General features: G+C 65.8%; 15 protein-coding genes. 7 read left to right on the plus strand and 8 right to left on the minus strand.

What is annotated here, in order from left to right:
- The first annotated feature begins 1 nt into the window (after nucleotide 1).
- Together AAIL68_RS13080 and AAIL68_RS13085 are read left to right on the plus strand one after the other, a co-directional pair.
- Nucleotides 2–844 carry a hypothetical protein gene (locus AAIL68_RS13080; RefSeq protein ID WP_347140223.1) on the plus strand — a complete coding sequence of 281 codons (843 nt, stop codon included), beginning with the start codon at nucleotides 2–4 and terminating at the stop codon, nucleotides 842–844.
- A 12-nt stretch (nucleotides 845–856) separates the two neighbouring features.
- Nucleotides 857–1,636 (plus strand): succinate dehydrogenase iron-sulfur subunit, encoded by a 780-nt coding sequence (locus tag AAIL68_RS13085; RefSeq protein WP_207464695.1) that lies wholly within the window; start codon nucleotides 857–859, stop codon nucleotides 1,634–1,636.
- Nucleotides 1,637–1,723: 87 nt separating this feature from the next.
- Here AAIL68_RS13085 and glyS read toward each other — a convergent pair whose 3' ends face one another.
- The 3 genes from glyS to AAIL68_RS13100 are packed head-to-tail and all read right to left on the minus strand — an operon-like array spanning nucleotide 1,724 to nucleotide 5,351.
- Nucleotides 1,724–3,973, minus strand: coding sequence for a glycine--tRNA ligase subunit beta (glyS, locus tag AAIL68_RS13090; protein ID WP_347140224.1), 2,250 nt, complete (start codon nucleotides 3,971–3,973; stop codon nucleotides 1,724–1,726).
- Nucleotides 3,973–4,437, minus strand: a complete 465-nt coding sequence (locus tag AAIL68_RS13095; protein ID WP_347140225.1) for a DUF6446 family protein — start codon at nucleotides 4,435–4,437, stop codon at nucleotides 3,973–3,975. Before AAIL68_RS13095 ends, glyS begins: the two co-directional genes overlap by 1 nt.
- On the minus strand, nucleotides 4,434–5,351 hold the full coding sequence (locus AAIL68_RS13100; protein WP_347140226.1) for a glycine--tRNA ligase subunit alpha: 918 nt from the start codon (nucleotides 5,349–5,351) through the stop codon (nucleotides 4,434–4,436). The genes AAIL68_RS13095 and AAIL68_RS13100 overlap by 4 nt, the downstream gene beginning before the upstream one ends.
- Nucleotides 5,352–5,456: 105 nt before the next feature.
- Here AAIL68_RS13100 and AAIL68_RS13105 point away from each other — a divergent pair, with 105 nt between their 5' ends.
- Both AAIL68_RS13105 and AAIL68_RS13110 read left to right on the plus strand, forming a co-directional pair.
- Nucleotides 5,457–6,755: a peptidoglycan-binding domain-containing protein gene (locus tag AAIL68_RS13105; RefSeq protein WP_347140227.1), complete on the plus strand. Its 1,299-nt coding sequence runs from the start codon at nucleotides 5,457–5,459 to the stop codon at nucleotides 6,753–6,755.
- A gap of 129 nt (nucleotides 6,756–6,884) precedes the next feature.
- Nucleotides 6,885–7,298 (plus strand): hypothetical protein, encoded by a 414-nt coding sequence (locus tag AAIL68_RS13110; protein WP_347140228.1) that lies wholly within the window; start codon nucleotides 6,885–6,887, stop codon nucleotides 7,296–7,298.
- 38 nt (nucleotides 7,299–7,336) lie between these two features.
- Here AAIL68_RS13110 and AAIL68_RS13115 read toward each other — a convergent pair whose 3' ends face one another.
- On the minus strand, nucleotides 7,337–8,788 hold the full coding sequence (locus AAIL68_RS13115; protein WP_347140229.1) for a TrkH family potassium uptake protein: 1,452 nt from the start codon (nucleotides 8,786–8,788) through the stop codon (nucleotides 7,337–7,339).
- Between the two features lie 31 nt (nucleotides 8,789–8,819).
- The gene (locus AAIL68_RS13120; RefSeq protein ID WP_347140230.1) at nucleotides 8,820–10,307 is read right to left on the minus strand and encodes an MFS transporter; all 1,488 of its coding nucleotides are present in this window, start codon (nucleotides 10,305–10,307) and stop codon (nucleotides 8,820–8,822) included.
- An 80-nt stretch (nucleotides 10,308–10,387) separates the two neighbouring features.
- Between AAIL68_RS13120 and AAIL68_RS13125 the strand changes: the two genes are divergently transcribed.
- Nucleotides 10,388–10,942 (plus strand): TetR/AcrR family transcriptional regulator, encoded by a 555-nt coding sequence (locus AAIL68_RS13125; RefSeq protein ID WP_347140231.1) that lies wholly within the window; start codon nucleotides 10,388–10,390, stop codon nucleotides 10,940–10,942.
- Between the two features lie 154 nt (nucleotides 10,943–11,096).
- Here AAIL68_RS13125 and ccmE read toward each other — a convergent pair whose 3' ends face one another.
- From ccmE to AAIL68_RS13140, 3 genes are all read right to left on the minus strand, one after another.
- Entirely contained in the window at nucleotides 11,097–11,546 is a 450-nt protein-coding gene (gene ccmE / locus AAIL68_RS13130; protein ID WP_347140232.1) for a cytochrome c maturation protein CcmE, read from the minus strand.
- A 19-nt stretch (nucleotides 11,547–11,565) separates the two neighbouring features.
- Nucleotides 11,566–12,378: an aspartate/glutamate racemase family protein gene (locus tag AAIL68_RS13135; RefSeq protein ID WP_347140233.1), complete on the minus strand. Its 813-nt coding sequence runs from the start codon at nucleotides 12,376–12,378 to the stop codon at nucleotides 11,566–11,568.
- A gap of 91 nt (nucleotides 12,379–12,469) precedes the next feature.
- A complete protein-coding gene (locus AAIL68_RS13140; protein ID WP_347140234.1) occupies nucleotides 12,470–15,859 on the minus strand; it encodes an indolepyruvate ferredoxin oxidoreductase family protein in 3,390 nt (1,129 codons plus the stop codon).
- Nucleotides 15,860–16,009: 150 nt separating this feature from the next.
- Between AAIL68_RS13140 and AAIL68_RS13145 the strand changes: the two genes are divergently transcribed.
- Complete coding sequence (locus AAIL68_RS13145) at nucleotides 16,010–16,951, plus strand: LysR family transcriptional regulator (protein WP_347140235.1); 942 nt, start codon at nucleotides 16,010–16,012, stop codon at nucleotides 16,949–16,951.
- A gap of 280 nt (nucleotides 16,952–17,231) precedes the next feature.
- A partial coding sequence (locus AAIL68_RS13150; protein ID WP_347140236.1) for an AIR synthase related protein occupies nucleotides 17,232–18,058 on the plus strand: 827 nt, incomplete at its 3' end.

Raw genomic sequence — 18,058 nt, forward strand, 5'->3', positions numbered from 1 at the left:
CATGGCGGGTGCGGCACGGAAAGGGCAGGGGGCGCGGCGCCTGATCGTCCATATGGGCGTTCAGAAGACCGGCAGCACCTCGGTCCAGCGGCACCTGCGCCGCAATGCCGAGGCCCTGGCGGACCATCTGGTGGTCCGCACGCCCGAGGAAGGATCGCCCATGCGGCCCCTGGGGCGAGCGGCCATCGCCTTCAGTCTGGATCCTTCGAAGGATCGGGCGCAGGCGCTGAAGCTTGCCTTCCGCGAGGTTCTGGACACGCTGCCCGCAAACGACGTGCCCGTCCTGATCAGCCACGAAAACCTGGCCGGCGCCATGCCCGGCAATGGCGGCGAGACGCGGCTTTTCCCGCTGATGCCGCAGATCGCAGCCCTTCTGCTGGCCGAGGCGCAGGATTTCGCGATGGACTTCGTGATCTATACGCGGAACCATAAGACATGGCGCCCCTCGGTCTGGGCGCAGGCGGTGCGCACCGATGGCTATGGGCGCAGCCTGGCTGAATTCGAGGCCGAGACGGCCGATCTTCCCGGCTGGGGCGACCTGGTCCGCCGCCTGGGCCCCGCGACCGGCGACCGCCTGACCCGCTTCAAGCTGGAGGATGAGCCGGACCCCCTGCGCCCCGGCCGCCGGCTTCTGCGCCATGCCGGTCTGGACGACGCCCGGATCGACGCGCTTCAGCCGCTGGACGGACCCACCAACAGCCGCCTGAACGACGGCGCCACCGAATTCCTGCGCCGCCTGAACGGGCTTGCGCTGAACCCCCACGCGCATGGCCGGATCGTCGATCTGGTCGCGCGCGCAGAACATCTTTTCGCGGCGGATGTGCCGTCGCAAGGCACTTCCTGAGAGGAGCACCCAATGGTCCAGTTCACCCTGCCCAAGAACAGCCAGATCCGGGTCGGCAAAACCTGGCCCGCGCCTGCGGGCGCGACCAATGTCCGCAAGTTCAAGATCTATCGCTGGGATCCCGACACCGGGGAAAACCCGCGCCTGGACACCTATTTCGTGGACCTGGACAAATGCGGGCCGATGATCCTGGACGCGCTGATCAAGATCAAGAACGAGATCGACCCGACCCTGTCCTTCCGCCGGTCCTGCCGCGAGGGGATCTGCGGATCCTGCGCGATGAACATCGACGGCGGCAACCACCTGGCCTGCATCTATGGCATCGACGAGGTGAAGGGCGACATTTCCATCTATCCGCTGCCGCATATGCCGGTGGTCAAGGATCTGGTGCCCGACCTGACGCATTTCTATGCCCAGCACGCCTCGGTGAACCCTTACCTCATCACCAAGTCGCCCACACCCGGCAAGGAATGGAAGCAGTCGATCGAGGACCGCAAGAAGCTGGACGGGCTTTATGAGTGCATCCTGTGCGCCTCCTGTTCCACCGCCTGCCCGTCCTACTGGTGGAATGGCGACCGCTATCTGGGCCCGGCCGCGCTGCTGCACGCCTATCGCTGGATCATCGACTCGCGCGACGAGGCCACGGGCGAGCGGCTGGACGAGCTGGAGGATCCCTTCAAGCTGTACCGCTGCCACACGATCATGAACTGCACCAACACTTGTCCGAAAGGATTGAACCCGGCCAAGGCGATTGCCTCGATCAAGCACATGATGGTTGACCGGATGGTGTGATCAGGCCGGGGGCTTCGCGCCCCCGGACCCCCGAGGGTATTTGGGCAAAGAAGAAGGGCCGGAGGTTTTTGCCTCTGGCCCTTTCTCTTATCCTTCGACTTTCGTGAAATCCGCGATCTGCTGGCCTGCGGCGCGGATGCGGTGCAGCAGGTTCAGGCGGTTGCGGCGCACGATCTGGTTGTCGGTATTGACCTGCACCGCTTCGAAGAAGGCGTCGATGGGCGCGCGCAGATGCGCGATGGCCGTCATGGCGGCGGGGAAGTCTTCCGCCGCGATGGCCGCCTTGATCGCCGGTTCGGCGGTGTCGAGGGCGGCGAACAGGGCGCGTTCCTCGTCGGTTTCTGCAAATTTCGGGTCGGCGCCGAAGCTGTATTCGACGCCGTCCTTTTCCTCGGCCTGGGCGAGGATGTTGCCGGCGCGCTTGAGGCCCTGGGTGAGGTTCCGCCCGTCATCCGTTTGCAGCATGGCGTTGAGCGCGATGGCCCGGTTCACCACCAGCACGAGGTCGTCGTTGCCGGGCTGCGCCAGCACGGCGTCGATGATGTCATGGCGGATGCCCTGGTCGCGGAGATAGACCTTGAGCCGGTCGTGGAGGAAGGAGAGGAGGTCAGGAACTTCGGAAGCACGATTTTTGAACGCTGCGATAGCGTCTTCAACCAGACCAAGATCAGAGGACTGTAGTTCAATCTGAACCTTCTGTTCCGAAATTTCACCCCTCTTTAGCTTAGAAAACCAAACCCCCGGATTTACATAAGGAGCGATTTCACGCCACTCGCGTTCGACACTAGCCAAATGAATTCTTGTTAACTGGATATTGAGAAGGGCGACATACATCAGCGGGATGAGATCAAACCGGATGCCCCGGTTTTGAACCAACCGAATAACTCCAAGCGCAGCTCGCCGCAGCGCATAGGGATCCTTCGAGCCGGTGGGTTTCTCATCAATCGCCCAAAACCCGGTCAGCGTGTCGATCTTGTCAGCCAAAGCCACCGCCACTGAAACCGGCGCGGTCGGTACCGCATCGGACGGACCTAGCGGCGAGTAGTGGTCGCGGGCGGCATCCGCCACGGCCTCGGGCTGACCTGCCGCAAGCGCATAATAACGGCCCATGGTGCCTTGCAGTTCGGGGAACTCGCCGACCATTGCGCTGCGCAGGTCCAGCTTGGCCAGCTTCGCGGCCTGTTCGGCCTGGTCCGTATCGGCGCCAACCAACGGGGCAATCTCTCGCGCCAAGGCAGCGATGCGCTCGATCCGGTCCGCCTGGCTGCCCAGCTTGTTGTGGAAGGTGACCGACTTCAGGCCTTCGGCCCAGGCACCCATCCCCGCCTTCGCCTCGCGCAGGTCGTTTTCCCAGAAGAAGGCCGCGTCCGACAGACGCGCCGCCAGCACCCGCTGGTTGCCGGCCAGGATCGTCGCGCCGTCGTCGGGGGTCTCGATGTTGGCGACGGTCACGAAGCCCTCGATCCGCCCGGTCTTGGGGTTGCGGGCCGAGAAGAACTTCTGGTGTTCCTTCATCGAGGTCTGCAGCACCTCGGGCGGCAGGTCCAGGAAACGCTGCTCGATCACGCCCATCAGGGGGACGGGCCATTCGACAAGGCCCGCGACCTCGGACAGCAACCCGTCGTCCCGCACGATCTCCCACCCGCGCGCGAAGGCGAGGTTCTCGGCCCCTTGGCGGATGGCGGCTTCGCGCTCGGCGCTGTCAAGGATCACATGGGCGCGGCGGAGTTTCGCGGCATAGTCGTCGAAGCCCGTGACGGTGAACGGCTCGGGGGACAGGAAGCGGTGGCCGCGCGTGGTGTTGCCGACGGCGATGCCCTCTACGGTCAGCGGGACCACGGTGGCGCCTGCTTCGTCGGACAGCAGGCAGATGATCGAATGCAGCGGCCGGACCCAGCGGAGGCTGCCCGCGCCCCAGCGCATCGACTTGGGCCAGGGGAAGTTGCGGATGGTGCTGTCCAGCACCTCGGCCACGATGGCAGCGGCGGGGCGGCCGGGACGCTCGATGGTGGCGAACCAGACCTGGCCCTTCTTGTCGTCGCGCGCCTCAAGCTGCTCGCGGGTCAGGCCGGTGGAGCGCAGGAAGCCTTCCAGCGCGGCCTCGGGCGCGTCGGTGCGGGGGCCCTTGCGTTCCTCGCGCGTGGTGGGGCTGTTGGCGGTCAGGCCCTCGACCGCCAAAGTCAGGCGGCGGGGGGTGCTGAACGCGCCTGCGCTACCATACGTCAGCCCGGCTTCGACCAGACCGTCCGTGACCAGCTTGCGCAAGTCCTCACGCGCGCGGGCCTGCATCCGGGCGGGGATTTCCTCGGAAAAGAGTTCGATCAACAGGTCGGGCATCAGTCCATCACTCCGCGTTCCGGGGTCTTGTCGTTGTATTGGTGCCAGCCATAGACGCGGCCGTCGGGATAGATCGCCAGCACGCGGTCCACGTCGGGGCGGATCTCGGCCTGGCCCAGCACGGCCTGGGCGGCGCCGGATTCCAGGTCGGCGGTCAACTGGCCGTGGTCGAAGCAGTCGAACCAGCCGGGCGTGCCCAGCGGCGTCGCGCCGTCGAAGGGCACGGGGTCAACCGGCGGCTGGGTCAGGACCGCGCAGGCCCGCCAGCGCAGGGGAGAGCTGTCGGCGTCGATGCCCTGGAAGTCGCGCACGGGCAGGGTGGCCGGGCCGCTGGCGGTCTGCACGGTCAAGGTGTCGGCGGCGGGAAGGCGGTCGTAGAAGTAATATTCCTGCAGATACCACATGCCCGCCCCGGCGATTGCCGCCACGGCCAGCAACCCGATGCCAACGATCTTGCCGTTCATGCCTGGGCGGCCTCGGTCGTGACGAACAGGTCGGCGCAGGCTTTTGCCAGCGCCCGGACCCGGCCGATATAGGCCTGCCGTTCCGTGACGCTGATGACCCCGCGCGCGTCCAGCAGGTTGAAGATGTGGCTGGCCTTGATCGCCTGGTCATAGGCCGGATGCGCCATGGGGATGGTGCGGCCCGCAGCGTCCACCGGGTCGGCGGCCAGGATGCGGGCGCATTCCGCCTCGGCATCCTTGAAGTGCTGGAACAGGGTGTCGGTGTCGGCCACCTCGAAGTTCCAGCGGGAATATTCGCGTTCGGTCTGGCGGAAGATGTCGCCATAGGTCAGCGGAATGGCTGCGTCGGGATCGTTGAAGGGCATGTCCATCACATGTTCCACGCCCAGCACATACATCGCCAGCCGTTCCAGGCCATAGGTCAGTTCCCCGGACACCGGGCGGCAGTCGTGGCCGCCGACCTGCTGGAAATAGGTGAACTGGCTGACCTCCATCCCGTCGCACCAGACCTCCCAGCCAAGGCCCCATGCGCCGAGGGTGGGGGATTCCCAATCGTCCTCGACAAAGCGGACATCGTGGATCATCGGGTCCAGGCCGATGGCGCGCAGGCTGCCCAGATACAGATCCTGCAGGTTCGCGGGCGACGGTTTGATGATGACCTGGTATTGGTAATAGTGCTGCAGGCGGTTGGGGTTCTCGCCATAGCGACCGTCCGTCGGGCGGCGCGAGGGCTGGACATAGGCTGCGGCCCAGGACCGTCCGCCAAGGGCGCGCAGCGTGGTGGCGGGGTGGAAGGTGCCCGCGCCGACCTCCATGTCATAGGGCTGCAGCACGGCGCAGCCTTGGGCGGCCCAGTAGTTCTGCAACCGCAGGATGATGTCCTGGAAGCTGCGGGGTCGGTTGGGGCTGGTCATCGGGGCCGTCCTTTGCATAGATCAGCACATGCTTGCGCGCCTTCTAGGCGGGGCGGGGAACAGGGTCAATAAAGGCCGCAAGAACGGCCGGCTGAGGGGGATGGAATGCGGCGCTTGGCTTTCTTGGTGATGGCGGCAGGATTGCCGGTGGCGGCATGGGCGCAGGACGCCGTGATCCGCATCGAGGCCAAGCGCGACACTGAAGCCGCTGAGGCCGCATCCCGCTGGGCCGGGCAGTTCGACGACGTGGTGACCTTTCCGCTGCCGCGCGGCTGGACGGCCATCGCCATCGGGCCCCTGTCGTCCGAGGAAGCGGGCAAGCGGATCGGCGCGCTGAAAGAGGCGCGGCAGATCCCGATGGACAGCTTTGTCACCGTGCCGGAGGAGGGGGTGGTCCTGACCCCAGTGGGCGATGCCGCCCCGGTGGCGCTGGCCCCGGAACCTGCTGCCGCGCAACCCGACCTGCCCGCGCCGGGCAGCTATCTGCGCCTGCAATCGGTCGAGGCGCGGGCCGATGCCGATGCCGCGCTTTCCCAATGGCGCAAGACCTTCCCCGAGGCCGGGTTGGCGGAACTGCCGAACGGCTGGTTCGGGGTGGTGCTGGGGCCGGTGGATCGGGCCGCCGCCGACGCCTGGCTGAAAGTCTTCAAGGATGGCGGCGTGATGCCCAAGGACGCCTTCGTGTCCGATGCCGCCGAACTAGGATCGGTGATCGAACCCGGCAAGGCGCCCGACCTACCCGCGCCGCCCGCCGCGGCGGCCGAGATGCCGCCCCTGGACCAGGTGCAGCGCGCGTTGCGGTGGGCGGGCGTCTATGACGGCGAGATCGACGGCAAGACCGGCCCCCGCACCCGCGACGCCATCCAGGCCGAGATCCTGGCCAGCCGCCTCTCCACCGATCCCGGCACCGCGATGCGCGAGTTGATCGCCCGCCGCGACGCCTGGCGGTCAGAGGTCGGGCTGACGATGCTGGACGACCAGGCGACGGGCCTGTCGGTCATGGCGCCGATGGACCGGCTGGCCTTTGACCGCACGGAACGGGCGTTGTCGATCTATGGCCCTCGCGACGGGTCGGGCGCGGCGCTGATCCTGTTCAGCCAGCCGGGCGGGCAGCAGGAGCTGCTGGACCTGTCGGGGCTGGTGACGGCGCTTGGCTGGGTGCCGCAACCGACGCGCACGATCAAGCCCGGCCATGTTCTGCTGGAAGGCGCCAACGAGGCCCATATCGGCCGCGCCGAAGGCTGGGTCCAAGGCGGCCGGGCCGAGGGCTTCGTGCTGATCTGGCCCGCAGCGGATGCGCAGGGTCAGGCGCGGATCGCGGCGGAGATGTCGGACAGTTTTGCGCGTAAGGGGCCTGCGGCGAATGACAGGGCGACAAGCGAAGCGGCCTTGCCGATGGAGTGAGATCGGATCACGGGCAGTCTGGGTTTGTGGGGTCTGCTATGCGGGACGAAGCAGCCGTTGATCACTACCGGAGAAGTGGTCAAGTTGCTTCATATCGGTCGATGGTTGGCCAACATCTGTGAGGATGGCATGCTGCGTATCTTGGCTCTGCTGCTTTGCTGCGGCTCCCCTGTTTTTGCTAAGGGAGACGATGTTCCTCGCCTGCCAAATGGCAAGGTCGACGTTGCAGCCGTCATGGCATCCTTCAAGACTGTAAGCCCAGTCTTCGAGAATGCGCCAGTGGATGAATTTGATGGTGAAATTCTTGGAAAGTCATTCCATGCAACCTACTCGCAGGCTGAAACACCGGATTTCTTCGTTATGACGATCCGATCCCCGAGCCTTTCTGAAGAAGCAACTTATCTGACTGCGCTCATGCTTACCGACGTAATTTGCCTTTGGAAAAAACGGGGTCCTGGTGAAGTGAAATGGGTCGATACATCGGTCCAAGTTGGACGGAGCTGGAAAGTCACGTCGTCCTGTTCGACAGAGGTCAGACCATAAGGGCCGAATGTGTGCTGTGGGGTCAAACCGACGAACCCCTAACCCCGCCAGAACCGCGGCAGCAGCAGGACCAGAACCGAGACCAGCTCCAGCCGGCCTAGATACATGCCCAGGATCATCAGCCATTTCGCGGATTCGGGGAACTGGGCGACCGAGCCGTTGGCCGTGATCTCGGGCCCCCAGACGGGGCCGATATTGGCGATGGCGGTCCAGGCGGCGGTCAGGGCCGTGCGCGGGTGCAGGCCGGTCAGCGACAGGCCCACGATCAGCAGGCCGAAGGTCAGGGTGAACAGCGTGAAGAAGGCCATGACCGAATCGATCACGTCCTGGTCCAGCGGACGGCCCTCATAGCGCAGGGCATAGACGCGGTGGGGCGAATGCATCCGGCGCAACTGCGCGCGCACGGCCTGGAACAGAACCAGGTACCGGAACACCTTGACCGAACAGGCGGTCGATCCCGTGCAGCCGCCGATCAGCCCGCAGATCACCAGCACCGCCAGCGGCAGGTGGCCCCAGGTCATCACGTCGGTCGAAAAGAACCCGGTTCCCGAAAAGGTCGAGACGGTGTTGAAGACCGTTTCGCGGATGATGTCGAAGATGTTGCCCTGGTGGCCCAGGAAGATCACCCGGTAGGCTACGATAATCGCGCAGGCATAAAGGATCCACCGCAGATAGGCGCGGATCTGCATGTCCTGCCAGATCGGCGCAAATTGCCCGCGCATCCCCTGGACCAGCCGGATGAACGGGACCGAGGCCAGCACCATGAAGGCTGACGCCGCCCATTCCAGCGGCCCCCGGAAGACGCCGAAGCTGGCGTCGTAATTGGAGAATCCCCCTGTGGACACGGTGCCGAAGGCCTGCACGATGGCGTCGAACCCGCTCATGCCCAGAACCAGATAGGTCACGGTGCAGAAGCCCGTCAGCATGACATAGATGCGCGTCATCTCGGCCGCGATCTCTCCGGCGCGGGGCATGATCTTGCCCAGGGTGTCGAAGCCCTCGGACCGGAAGAACTGCATGCCGCCGACCTTCATGATCGGCAGGAAGACCATGGCCACGACGACGATCCCCAGACCTCCGATCCAGTGCAGGAGGGCGCGCCACAGATGCGTGCCGCGCGGCAGGCTGTCCAGCAGGGGAAAGGCCGTGGTGCCGGTGGTGGTGACGCCCGACATGGATTCGAAATAGGCGTCCGCGAAGCTGGCATGGGGCTGGCCCAGCATGAAGGGCAGGGCGCCGAACACCGGCAGCACCGCCCAGAGCCCGGAGGTCAGCAGGAACGCCTGCTGAATCGACAGGCTGCGGTAATCCCCCCAAGTCGCGATCGAGACCAGCGTGCCCGCGACAATGGTCAGCGCGGCGCATTGCAGAAAGGTCACCCAATGCCCGTCGCCGTGCCACCAGTCCACCAGCATGGGCGCCAGCATCGAAACCCCCAAGGTCACGATGATCTTGCCGATCGGATGGGCCACGGGGCGGATGTCGATCATGCGGACTGCTTGCCCCGCAGCCCGCCTTGCGTCAAGCGCCCTGCCGCGCCAGGCTGTTCGCGCGGTCGATCCGGCCGATCCAGAAACCCGCCGCCAGCAGGGCCAGCCCCGCCGCCAGGGCGACCGCCCAGGTGGCCCGGTCGAAGGCGCCGGTGGCAAGGGCCAGCAGCCGGTCGGCCTGCGGCGCGGGCAGGGTCGCGGCCAAGGCCAGCGCGCCGTCCAGCGAATCCGCCGCATCCGCGCCGAAGCCGCCCGCAGCGGCGAAGCTTGCGCTGTAGACCCCGGCCATCAGGCTGCCCAGGATGGCGATGCCGAGCGCGCCGCCCAGTTCATAGGACACTTCCTCCACCGAGGCCGCCATGCCCGCGCGGTCCGCGGGCGCGTTCAGCATGATGGCCGATGACGCGGCGGTCATGGCCGCCCCGATGCCCGCGCCGGTCAGGACAAAGCTGACAAGCTCGACCCCCGTCCGGCCGAATCCCGCGGCATAGATCAGGATCCCCGCACCGCTGACCGCCAGGGTCGCCGCCAGCAACCGGCCCGCGCCAATGCGGCCCAGCATCATGCCCGCAAGCGGCCCCGCCATGAAGGACGTCAGGGGGATCGGCAGGACGAACAGCCCGGCCTGCAGGGGCGACATCCCCTGGACCAGTTGCAGCCGCTGCGTGATCACAAGCTGCACCCCCAGCAGGGCCGCCGCCGAGACGAGGGCGCCGATCACGCCGCCAGCAAAGCGCGGGTCGGAAAACAGCGTCAGGTCGATCATGGGGCTGGCGCTGCGGCGCAGGCGGCGGACAAACAGCGCCAAGGCGGCAAGGCCGACCAATGCCGACAACAGCAGAACGGCTAACGACGGGTGGGGCTTGGCGATCTCCTTGATGGCCAGGGTCAGGCCGACCAGTCCGATCAGGGCCTGGACCGACCCGACCGGATCGAAGGGATGATGGCCGTGACCTTGGCCCCTGGGCACGAAAGCAACGGTGAAAGCCAGCGCCAGCAGAACAACCGGCAGGTTGATCAGGAAGACCGCGCCCCAGTGGAAATGCTCCAGCACCGCGCCGCCGATCACTGGCCCAAGCGCCGCCCCGCCGGATGCGACGGCTGCCCAGATGCCGATGGCAAGCGCGCGCTGGTCTGGATCCTCGAAGGTATGGCGGATGATCGACAGCGTGGCGGGCATCATCGCCGCCGCGCCCATGGCCAGACCCGCCCGCGCCGCGATCAGCGCCGCCGAGGTCGGCGCGAACCCTGCCGCCACCGAGGCCGCGCCAAAGATCACCAGCCCGATGGTGAACATCCGCCGGTGGCCATAGCGATCCCCAAGCGCCCCCGCGCCCGGCAGCAGTCCCGCCACGACCAGCGAATAGGCGTTCACGATCCACAGCTTTTCCGTGGCCGAGGCGTCCAGGTCATGCGTCAGCGTCGGCAACGCGGTGTAGAGCACCGTCATGTCGATCACGATGAGGAACAGCGCGCTGGAAACGATGGCGAGGACAAGCCAGGGGGAACGAACGGTCATCTTTCACCTGGGTGAGGCAGGGTGGGGTGGCGAGTCGATTGCGGATGGTTTAAATACGATCGTATGGAAATGGAGGCCCCGTGGCAAGACCGCGCAGCATCGACCGGGACAAGCTTCTGGACGCGGCCGAGGAGATCGTCCACCGCCAGGGCGCGGCGGCGCTGACCATCGACGCCCTGGCCCGCGCCTGCGGGATCACCAAGGGCGGTGTGCAATATGCCTTCGGCACCAAGGACGATATCATCGACGCGATGTTCGCGCGTTGGGGCCGCGACTATGACGCGAAGTTCGCGGCCATTGCCGGTTCCGCTGCGGATGCGATGCAGCGGATCCGCGCGCATCTGGCGGCCACGCGCGAGGCGGACGAGGTGTCGATGACCAAGGCCGCCAGCCTGATGGCGGGGTTGATGCAGACGCCCGAGCATCTGGCCTCGACCCAAGAGTGGTATCGAGACAGGCTTGCCGGGCTGGACACCGGCAGCGTCGAGGGGCGCCGCGCCCGGCTGGCCTTTCTTGCTGCCGAAGGGGCGTTCCTGCTGCACTTCCTGCGCTTCATGCCGCTGGAGGATGCGGAGTGGCAGGCGGTGTTCGAGGATATTGCGGGGTTGCTGGAAGGTGGGGAGGGATCCGGCTGACTGGCGAAGGCCATCGCCTTTGCCACGTGATTCCATAACCACCCATGCCGCCGGGCCTCTCGGGGGCGCGGGATGGCACTGTCCTTGATGGCATCCGGTCAAGCGGGCGGGGGAAACGTATATGTTTCCTGATCCCGCCCCGCCAATGTCGCGCCTAGCTGCTGGGCTCCTGATACACGCCGGTTTCCTTCAGCGTGTCCATGACCTCTTTCGGCATATAGGTCTCGTCATGCTTGGCCAGCAGGTCGCGGGCCTCAAACCGGCCGTTGCGATAGTATCCCTTGGCGATGGTGCCCTGGCCTTCGGTGAACAGGTCCGGGCGCGGGTCGCGGCCGACATAGCTGACGGGGATTTCCGCCGCGCCGTCGGTGATGACGAAGTCGAACTGCACCCCGTCGCGGTTCACGATCGAGCCTTCCTTCACCAGCCCGCCAAGCTGGAAATACTCGTCCGCTTCCGGCGCGGCCTCCGCCACCTGCGCGGGCGAGCGATACAGGTTGATGCCGTCGCGAAAGCCGTAGCCGATCAGGCCCACCGCGATCAGCAGGGCCACGGCAGCCGCGACGATCACCTGGATGCGGCGGCGTTTCTTCAAGGATTTCATGCCAGCCATGGCGATAACCTCATGCTGCCTCGAAATGGATCGGGCGGCGCAGGAACTGCGTGGCCTTGCCGGACACGCGGACCGGATCGCCGGTCGTCAGGTTCTTCGATGTCGTGCCCGATCCCAGAAACTCGGGCCTGCGCTGGAGATAGTCGGCAAGGCTTTCCGCGACCAGTCCCGCCTGGCTGAAAACCTTGACGTTGGGGCCAAGCGCCTTCTGAAACGCGGCTTCGACCAGTGGGTAATGCGTGCAGCCCAGCACCGCAGCCTCGGGGTGGGGCATCCGGCGCAGCAGGGCCTCGACATGGGACGCTACAAGCGCCTCGGCCAGGATTTCGTCACCCATTTCAATGGCATCGACCACGCCGCCGCAGGGCTGCGCCTCGACATCCACGCCCACGGCGCGGAAAGCCAGTTCCCGCTGGAAGGCGCGACTGGCCACGGTCGCGGGGGTTGCGAACAGGGCGACGTGCTTCACCGCAACCTCGCGGGGCGGCGAATTGTCGCCCCAGCGGCGTTCGGTCAGCGCCTCGATCATGGGGACGAAGACGCCCAACACGCGTTTGTCCGATGGCAGCCAGGTTTCCTGCATCCGCTTCAGGGCGGCGGCGCTGGCGGTGTTGCAGGCCAGGATCACCAAATCGCAGCCTTCCTGCCACAGCCGTTCGACGCCCGCGCAGGTCAGGTCGAAGATGTCGTCGGCGGTGCGGGTGCCATAGGGGGTGTGGGCGTTGTCGCCCAGATAGACCAGCGGCAGGTCGGGCAGGCGCGCGGCGATGGCCTGGTGGACCGTCAACCCGCCCAAACCCGAATCGAAAACGCCTACCGCCATGGTGCCACCCTTCTTCCTGTCGCGAGGCGCCTTATTAGGGCGCATCGCGGATTTTGGAAATGACTTAGATCAGGTGGTCACCGAAAGGTGGTCATTCGGCCGCCTGTTGCAGGGGCGCCTGCCCGCTGCGGAATTGCGTCAGCAACTCCGCCCGCCGGGCGGCGGCAATCGCTTCGGCCTGGGCCTTGACCGGGCCATAGCCGCGCACGGTCAGGGGCAGTTCGGCCAGTTCGATGGCGATGGGCATGGTGGCGTCCGTCACCGTGGCCAGAACCTCGCGCATGTCGGATTCGTAGTCGCGGATGGCGGCGCGTTCGTGGCGGCGTTCGGTCGTGTAGCCGAAGGGGTCGAAGGGCGTGCCGCGCAAGAACTTCATGCGCGCCAGAACCTTGAAGCCCCGCAGCATCCACTCGCCGTATTCGCGCTTCTTCGGGCGCCCGTCCGCGCCCTTGCCGCCCAGGATCGGCGGGGCGAGGTGCAGCGTCAGCTTCGTGTCGCCGTCCCATTGTTCGGCGACCTGCTGCGCGGTGGTCAGGTGCAGCCGCGCGACCTCGTATTCGTCCTTGTAGGCCAGAAGCTTGTAATACCCGCGCGCGATGCTTTCCCGCAGGGGGGCAGGGGCGGCATCGACCAGCTTGCGGAAGCGCCGGGCCAGCCGCTTGTTCTGGTAGCCGACCAGCCGCGATTCACGATAGGCCACTGGATCGGGCGGCAGTTGGGTCACTTCGGCAGGCTTGCGGGTCTGGTCGGGGAAAGCCATGGCCCAGCGGCCGATCTGGAAGGCGCGCTGGTTTTCCGCGACCTTGGCGCCGTTCAACTCGATCGCCTGCATGATCGCCTCCAGCGACAAGGGCAGCAGCCCCTGCTGCCAGGCCGCGCCCAGCACCAGCATGTTGGAATAGATCGAATCCCCCAGCATCCGCAGCGCCAGGTCGTTGGCGTCGAAGAAGGCCACGCGGTCGCGCAGCCGCGCCTGAAGCGAGACCTTCAACTGGTCCGAGGGCACGCGGAAATCGCGCAGCCGGGTGAAGTCGCCGGTGATGATCTCGTGGTCGTTGACCACCGCGCTGGTGCGGCCCGTGGTCATCAGCCCGATGGTCTTGGCGCCCGCCGTGACGACCAGGTCGCCGCCGATGATGCAGTCGGCCTCGCCCACCGCCACGCGGATAGCGCTGATGTCTTCGGGGCGGTTGGCCAGGCGCAGGTGGATATGGACCGCGCCGCCCTTCTGGGCGAGGCCCGCCATCTCCATCATGCCCGCGCCCTTGCCGTCGATATGGGCGGCCTGGGCCAGCACCGCGCCCAGCGTCACGACCCCGGTGCCACCCACGCCGGTGATGACGACGTTATGGGTACCACTGATCGCGGGCAGGGCGGGTGCGGGCAGGTCGGGGATGTCGAAGGCCTCGGCCTGCGGCTTTCGCAGCTTGCCGCCCTGGACGGTAACGAAGCTGGGGCAAAAGCCCTTGAGGCAGGAATAATCCTTGTTGCAGGACGACTGGTCGATCTGGCGCTTGCGGCCCAGTTCGGTGTCCAGCGGCACGATGGACACGCAGTTCGACTGGACGCCGCAATCGCCGCAGCCCTCGCAGACCTCGGGGTTGATCCAGACGCGGCGGTCGGGATCGAGGAACTTGCCCTTCTTGCGGCGGCGGCGCTTTTCGGCCGCGCAGGTCTGGATATAGAGGATCGCGCTGACGCCCGGCGTTTCCGCCAAGTCGCGCTGAACGGCCATCAACTCGGCCCGTTCCTCGAAGCGCAGGCCCGCCGGGAACTGCGCGCGGTCGATGTCTTCCTTTTCGTCATAAACCACGACCAACGGCTTCACGCCCATGGCAACCAGTTCGGCGGCGATCTGATGCGCCGTCAGTCCGCCTTCGTTGGGTTGCCCGCCGGTCATGGCAACCGCGTCGTTGAACAGGATCTTGTAGGTGATGGTCGTGCCCGCCGCGATGGCCGCCCGGATCGCCAGCGACCCCGAGTGGTTGTAGGTGCCGTCGCCCAGGTTCTGGAAGACGTGCTTGCGGTTCGAGAACGGCGCCTCGCCCACCCAGTTCACGCCCTCGGCCCCCATATGGGTGAAGCCGGTGGTTTCGCGGTCCATCCACTGCACCATGTAGTGGCAGCCGATCCCGGCATAGGCGCGGCTGCCTTCGGGCAGCTTGGTGGAGGTGTTATGCGGACAGCCCGAACAGAACCAAGGCGTGCGGGTGGCGATTTCGGGCGCGTTGTCGGCGCGGCGAACCTCGGACAGGCGGGTCAGGCCCGCCTTGATGTGGTCGGTGCCCCGGCCTTCCTCGATCAGGATCTCGCCGATCTTCTGGGCGATCATCACGGGGTCGAGCGCATAGCGGGTGGGGAACAGTTCGGCCCCGGTGCGGTCATGCTTCCAGCCGTGGACGCGGCGGCCGTGGCGGTTGTCGAAGATCGCCTCTTTCAACTGCACCTCGATCAGCTTGCGCTTTTCCTCGACGCAGACGATCAGTTCCAGCGTTTCCGACCATTCCTGAAAGGACTTCATATCGAGCGGCCAGGTCTGCCCGACCTTGTAGGTGGTCAGGCCCAGCCGTTCGGCCTCGTCCTCGTCGATGCCCAGCAGGGACAGGGCATGGACCAGATCCAGCCAGTTCTTGCCCGCCGCGACAAAGCCGATCTTGGCGCCCGGCTTGCCCCAGACCTTGTGGTCGATCTTGTTGGCGCGGGAAAACGCCTCGGCCGCCCAGCGTTTATAGTCGATCATCCGCGCCTCGGATGCCACCGGCGTGTCATGCAGGCGGATGTTCAGCCCGCCTTCGGGCATCTGAAAGTCGGGGGTCACAAAGGACAGCCGGAACGGATCGCCATTGACGACCGAAGTCGCCTCGACCGTGTCCTTCATGGTCTTCAGCCCCGTCCAGACGCCCGCGAAGCGCGACAAGGCAAAGGCGTAAAGGCCGTAATCCAGAATCTCCTGCACACCCGCAGGCGACAGCACCGGGATATAGCGGTCCACCATCGCCCAGTCGGACTGGTGTAGCACCGAGCTGCTCTCGCCCGTATGGTCGTCGCCCATCGCCATCACCACGCCGCCATGCGGGGAGGTGCCCGCCATGTTGGCATGGCGCATGGCGTCGCCAGAACGGTCCACGCCCGGACCCTTGCCATACCACAGCGCGAAGACGCCGTCGTATTTGCCCTCGCCGCGCAGTTCCGCCTGCTGGCTGCCCCAGATGGCGGTCGCGGCCAGATCCTCGTTCAGGCCGGGCTGGAACAGGATGTTCGCGTCGGACAGCCGCCTGCCTTCGCGCATCATCTGCAGATCGACGCCCCCCAGCGGCGATCCGCGATAGCCCGTGACGAAACCCGCCGTGTTCAGTCCCGCCGCCTTGTCGCGCGCGGCCTGCATCAGCATCAGCCGCACCAAGGCCTGCGTGCCGTTCAGCAGAACCTGCGGTTTTTCCAGATCGAAGCGGTCGGCTAGCGAGAATTCCTGCTTGCTCATTCCAATGACTCCTCCACCGGCCTTCAGTATAGGTCAGCTTTGCTGACCGACCAACGGAAAAATGCAGCCGGATGCTTTCGCTTGCCGGAATGCTGCATTCAGGATAGGTCTGCAAAAATCGCATGGCAGACACGGCAGGATTGTAACAGCATGGACTGGGACAAGCTTCGAATCTTTCACGCCGTTGCCGATGCGGGCAGCCTGACCCATGCCGGCGATGTGCTGCATCTGTCGCAATCCGCCGTCAGCCGGCAGATTCGCGCGCTTGAGGAGATGCTGGACACCACCCTGTTCCATCGCCACGCCCGCGGCCTGATTCTGACCGAACAGGGCGAATTGCTGTTCGAGGCGACATCGTCCATGGCGCGCAAGCTGGATACGGCCTCGGCCCGCATCCGCGACAGCGAGGAACATGTCTTCGGCGAATTGAAGGTGACCGCGACGGTCGGCTTTGGGACGCTGTGGCTGGCGCCCAAGCTGGTCAAGCTGTATGACAAGTATCCCGACCTCAAGATCGACCTGATGCTGGAGGAGCGGGTGCTGGACCTGCCCATGCGCGAAGCCGATGTGGCGATCCGCATGAAGGAGCCCAGCCAGTCCGACCTGATCCGCCGCCGGTTGCTGAGCGTTCGGATGCGGCTTTATGCGACGCAGGATTACCTGGACAAGGCGGGGATGCCGGAGACCATGGCCGACCTGTCGCCCTATCGCCTGATCTGCCAGAAGCCCGATCAGCCGCAGGTCGCGGCGGGGGCGCGGCTGGTCCAGGAAATCATGTCCCAGAACATCGGATCGACCCTGACGGTGAACAATTACTTCGGCGTCCTGCAGGCGGTGCTGGCCAACCTTGGCATCGGTGTCCTGCCCGACTATCTGACCGCCGATCACAAGCGTCTGGTGCGGGTGCTGCCCGATATCGAATCCGGCGAGGTGCCGGTGTTCCTGGCCTATCCCGAGGAATTGCGCCAGACCCGCCGGGTCACGGTGTTCCGCGACTTCATGCTGGAGGAAATCCAGGCCTTCCGCCGCCGCCAGGGCGAGGCGCAGTTGCTGGAGGCGCCTGCGACGAAAGTCCCGGCATCGCAGGCCTAGCTACAACTTTCGCGTGTAGCTATTCCGTCACTGCATGTCCGCTATGCTGCGGGTGCAGCGTGATCCCTCTTGAACCGTTAACACCCTGCCCATAAATCGGGCTGTGAAGGCGATGGTCAGCGTAACCGCTCATCACCTTCTACCTCCCTGTTGGACTTAGGCCGGGCCTTGTGCCCGGCTTTTTTTTGGTCCTGCGCGGGGGCTTGGTCGCGCGGGCCTTTCCTTGCGGGGCGTCTGTGCCTAAAAGGCGCCAGATTTCCATCCGCAGGAAGGCACGACCATGCAGGATCCGACGATCACCCCCGACCTGATCGCCGCGCACGGGCTGAAGCCCGACGAATACGACCGCATCCTGCAGATCATCGGGCGCGAACCCACGTTTACCGAACTGGGCATCTTCAGCGCCATGTGGAATGAGCATTGTTCCTACAAGTCGTCCAAGAAATGGCTGCGCACGCTGCCCACCACCGGCCCGCAGGTGATCTGCGGTCCCGGCGAGAACGCGGGCGTGGTCGATATCGGCGACGGACAGGCCGTGGTCTTCAAGATGGAGAGCCACAACCACCCGTCCTACATCGAGCCGCACCAGGGCGCCGCGACCGGCGTTGGCGGCATCCTGCGCGATGTCTTCACCATGGGCGCACGACCCATCGCTGCCATGGACGCGCTGTCCTTCGGCCGCCCCGAACACCCCAAGACGCCGCATCTGGTCAAGGGCGTGGTGGAAGGGATCGGCGCCTATGGCAACGCCTTCGGCGTCCCGAACGTGGGCGGCGAAGTCCGCTTCCACCGCAGCTATGACGGCAACTGCCTGGTCAACGCCTTTGCGGCGGGTCTGGCCGACGCGGACAAGATCTTCTATTCCGCCGCCTCGGGCATCGGGATGCCGGTGGTCTATCTGGGCGCCAAGACCGGCCGCGACGGCGTCGGCGGGGCGACCATGGCATCGGCCGAGTTCGATGACAGCATCGAGGAAAAGCGCCCGACCGTGCAGGTGGGCGACCCGTTCACCGAAAAATGCCTGCTGGAAGCCTGTCTGGAACTGATGCAGACGGATAGCGTCATCTCGATCCAGGACATGGGCGCGGCGGGGTTGACCTGTTCGGC

Source organism: Paracoccus sp. SSK6, from assembly GCF_039770665.1.
Lineage (GTDB): Bacteria > Pseudomonadota > Alphaproteobacteria > Rhodobacterales > Rhodobacteraceae > Paracoccus.

Coding starts and splice junctions, on each gene's coding strand:
- AAIL68_RS13080 (WP_347140223.1), top strand. CDS start 2: ATGGCGGGTGCGGCACGGAAAGGGCAGGGGGCGCGGCGCCTGATCGTC.
- AAIL68_RS13085 (WP_207464695.1), top strand. CDS start 857: ATGGTCCAGTTCACCCTGCCCAAGAACAGCCAGATCCGGGTCGGCAAA.
- glyS (WP_347140224.1), bottom strand. CDS start 3,973: ATGCCCGACCTGTTGATCGAACTCTTTTCCGAGGAAATCCCCGCCCGG.
- AAIL68_RS13095 (WP_347140225.1), bottom strand. CDS start 4,437: ATGAACGGCAAGATCGTTGGCATCGGGTTGCTGGCCGTGGCGGCAATC.
- AAIL68_RS13100 (WP_347140226.1), bottom strand. CDS start 5,351: ATGACCAGCCCCAACCGACCCCGCAGCTTCCAGGACATCATCCTGCGG.
- AAIL68_RS13105 (WP_347140227.1), top strand. CDS start 5,457: ATGCGGCGCTTGGCTTTCTTGGTGATGGCGGCAGGATTGCCGGTGGCG.
- AAIL68_RS13110 (WP_347140228.1), top strand. CDS start 6,885: ATGCTGCGTATCTTGGCTCTGCTGCTTTGCTGCGGCTCCCCTGTTTTT.
- AAIL68_RS13115 (WP_347140229.1), bottom strand. CDS start 8,788: ATGATCGACATCCGCCCCGTGGCCCATCCGATCGGCAAGATCATCGTG.
- AAIL68_RS13120 (WP_347140230.1), bottom strand. CDS start 10,307: ATGACCGTTCGTTCCCCCTGGCTTGTCCTCGCCATCGTTTCCAGCGCG.
- ccmE (WP_347140232.1), bottom strand. CDS start 11,546: ATGAAATCCTTGAAGAAACGCCGCCGCATCCAGGTGATCGTCGCGGCT.
- AAIL68_RS13135 (WP_347140233.1), bottom strand. CDS start 12,378: ATGGCGGTAGGCGTTTTCGATTCGGGTTTGGGCGGGTTGACGGTCCAC.
- AAIL68_RS13140 (WP_347140234.1), bottom strand. CDS start 15,859: ATGAGCAAGCAGGAATTCTCGCTAGCCGACCGCTTCGATCTGGAAAAA.
- AAIL68_RS13145 (WP_347140235.1), top strand. CDS start 16,010: ATGGACTGGGACAAGCTTCGAATCTTTCACGCCGTTGCCGATGCGGGC.